Origin of the sequence: Cysteiniphilum marinum, assembly GCF_014857925.1 — a bacterium.
GTDB classification, from domain to species: Bacteria; Pseudomonadota; Gammaproteobacteria; order Francisellales; family Francisellaceae; genus Caedibacter; species Caedibacter marinus.
The window spans coordinates 1-2,615 of the sequence record NZ_JACYVZ010000080.1; the positions used below are offsets into that span (position 1 = coordinate 1).

Consider the following 2,615-nt stretch of genomic DNA (forward strand, 5'->3'; position numbering starts at 1 on the left):
ACCTGTGCTTACATCATAATGCTGCGCTATTATTTTGATACCCGTTGCCATTATAAAAAATCCAATTCTATATTTTGAAAATAGGATAACATAGTCGTTTCATTAAATCTAGATGTGTGTTGCTTTCATTTGGTGATGTGGACGATAGACTCAGAGGATGAGTATGCAAAGAGTGTATATTATGTAAGGGAGGTATATTTGAATAAGGAAATGACGGTTAGGTTGACGAGGGGGGATTGTGGGGAGGTTTTTGCTAAAGAGTAACCTACGATGCTTTTAGCATACAACCTAATTTTTCTAACAGAGAATCCTGCTGTAACATCAGATACCTCTCAGGAAATATGTCTAACTTGGCTCTATATTGAACTTCTGATAAGGTGGAGACATAATTGCAGTGGCTATCGTACCTTTCTGCATTTTGAGGCATTATAAAGCTGCTTAGACTAATACCATTACTATTTTGAACAATAATACTTTTCCAATAGCCACTGGGTGTTGTATGTGTGATTTGAGCATTAGGTAGGTTTGGGAAAAATGATTCATAAAGTGGTCCAGTAACAACATAGACTTCCTCGCCGCTACGAGCTAAATCTCTTACAGCATTCTCAAGCAAATTCCATGCTCCTTGGTTAAGCTCAGATTTTTGTGGTGTTATATTTGAAAGGTAATTGCTAAGTTGCCATTTGTCGGTATTGCTAAAAACACCTAATGGGGCTTGATGGCCTCTATCAGTTCCTATGATTGCATGTGCGTCCTTGTAGTCAGATGGTGTCATTGTATAGCCAACTGGTATATTAGGGTCTGATTTCCAATTACGTTTTCTATTAGGACCATCTAAATTTTTAGCAATGACTTTATAAGCAACCCAATCAGCAAACTTGGTGTTAATGTTAGAACTCAATACAAAGATGCCATGATCAACTAATATATTACTTTGAGGTTGACCAGTAGGGCAGTGATCATTATAGCAAACTTTACTTTTCGTTTGAGCGTATGATTCAATCCATCCTAATATCAAACATGTGCTAACAAGCATTTTAAATTTCATTCGATAACTTCCTTATATTTACAGAGTTTAAAACTATTGGACTATATTGCCAGACTCGATACTGTGATACATTGTTATTAATTATTTCTACATAATGATACATATAAAAACCCATATCAAGAGAATGCGTATGAAAAAATAAATTTATAGAAAACTGGGGTTATAACTAAGGATCGTGCGCTGAGAGGTAATCTTAAAGGTGTTTTTTGAGTATCAACCCATATATAATATAGCTTTGAGAACTATTACAAAGGACAAAAATTTTTGGCAACAAAAAAACGCCCCAAACCCCGCAAAAAATCAGGCAAAATAAAATCATGGCGTTGCCACCTACGCTGTGACTTCACCAAACCCAATGACACCAACACTTACATTGAAAGGTGCAGCGTCACTGTCGGCATATCAAACCTTGCCAAAGCCAAGGAAACCTACGACTTGCACGATGCGGTTGCTGATTGGCTTAAGGAAACCAGAGAGGATAACGACTATACAAATAAATTTGTCATGGTTGTTGAGCGTTGGGAGGCGATGAGGTAGTGTAAATTGTGTTCATGTATAAATCACTGATTGTTTTTGATATACTTGCTCAGTGTCCACGAAAGGGAGTGCGTTATGGATATTAAAAATTGCAACGATGAGCTAACCGATGAGCAAAAAATACATGAGGTTATAGCAATGTCAAAAATTGGTGTGCCGTTATCGATAATAGCTAAAATGATGAATGTGCCAATATCTGCAATTGAGCATTTAAAAAATGAGAGAGCCAATAATAACGAATAGGATACTGCTGCCATGAGTCTTGATAATGCCAATATCACCGACAACATGCTACTGGAAAACAAAGCAAGGCGTATTATTGAAAGTAACCAAGATATATCAACAGGCGCATTGATTGATAAGCTCAAAAAGAAAGCAATACCGCAAAGCATGATTGACAGGTTAGTTGTCGTTGACGAGGTGCAGCAGCTTAATAATGTCCTACGCAGAATCAGTGCCAAGTATCCTTTGATCAAAGGTAAAACTGAGTATGATAAGAAACAAAAGCTGTTAAAATATCTGCTAGGTAAAGGGTTTGATTATCAGTTGGTGCAAAAGGGGATTGATGGTTTTTTTGATGGTGCAAAAGGGGATTGATGGTTTTTTTGATGGTGGAAATCAGTAGACAAATGGCATTGAAAAAAATCCAGGACTCAACCCTGTATTTATAAGGGTTTATGTTAAAATAACCCCGTTTTTTATCTAGGACTATCTGAGGACAAAATAAGTGAAAGTGAGTAGGGCAACATAATGGCAGACAAACACGACCGTGTATTTAAAGACCTCATAAGCAATAGAGACTTTGCTATCTGTTTCTTAATGACTTACTTGCCTAAAGAGCTTATCGCTTTAGTTGACTGGCACAGTGTTAAGTTAGAATCCGCTAATGTCGAACACGTGCGCCAACGTGCGACCTGCAAGTCGTACAATTCGTTGTTATGCTAATTCTAAGATTAGACATAACCAATCATTTTGCTGATTGTTATCCTCTCCCATATGCTTATCTGGCAACGGATTGGTGTAAAGCTGG

At 37.2% G+C, this 2,615-nt stretch carries 5 protein-coding genes; 4 read left to right on the plus strand and 1 reads right to left on the minus strand.

Annotated features, from left to right (window positions below; translation table 11 throughout):
- Positions 1–265 precede the first annotated feature (265 nt).
- A complete protein-coding gene (locus IE867_RS14230; RefSeq protein WP_192485375.1) occupies positions 266–1,048 on the minus strand; it encodes a DNA/RNA non-specific endonuclease in 783 nt (260 codons plus the stop codon).
- Between the two features lie 264 nt (positions 1,049–1,312).
- Here IE867_RS14230 and IE867_RS14235 point away from each other — a divergent pair, with 264 nt between their 5' ends.
- From IE867_RS14235 to IE867_RS14250, 4 genes are all read left to right on the plus strand, one after another.
- Complete coding sequence (locus IE867_RS14235; RefSeq protein ID WP_192485376.1) at positions 1,313–1,585, plus strand: hypothetical protein; 273 nt, start codon at positions 1,313–1,315, stop codon at positions 1,583–1,585.
- Positions 1,586–1,660: 75 nt separating this feature from the next.
- On the plus strand, positions 1,661–1,828 hold the full coding sequence (locus IE867_RS14240; RefSeq protein WP_192485153.1) for a hypothetical protein: 168 nt from the start codon (positions 1,661–1,663) through the stop codon (positions 1,826–1,828).
- Positions 1,829–1,840: 12 nt separating this feature from the next.
- Entirely contained in the window at positions 1,841–2,182 is a 342-nt protein-coding gene (locus IE867_RS14245; RefSeq protein ID WP_192485377.1) for a RecX family transcriptional regulator, read from the plus strand.
- A 153-nt stretch (positions 2,183–2,335) separates the two neighbouring features.
- On the plus strand, positions 2,336–2,530 hold the full coding sequence (locus tag IE867_RS14250; protein WP_192485378.1) for an Rpn family recombination-promoting nuclease/putative transposase: 195 nt from the start codon (positions 2,336–2,338) through the stop codon (positions 2,528–2,530).
- Positions 2,531–2,615: the final 85 nt, after the last annotated feature.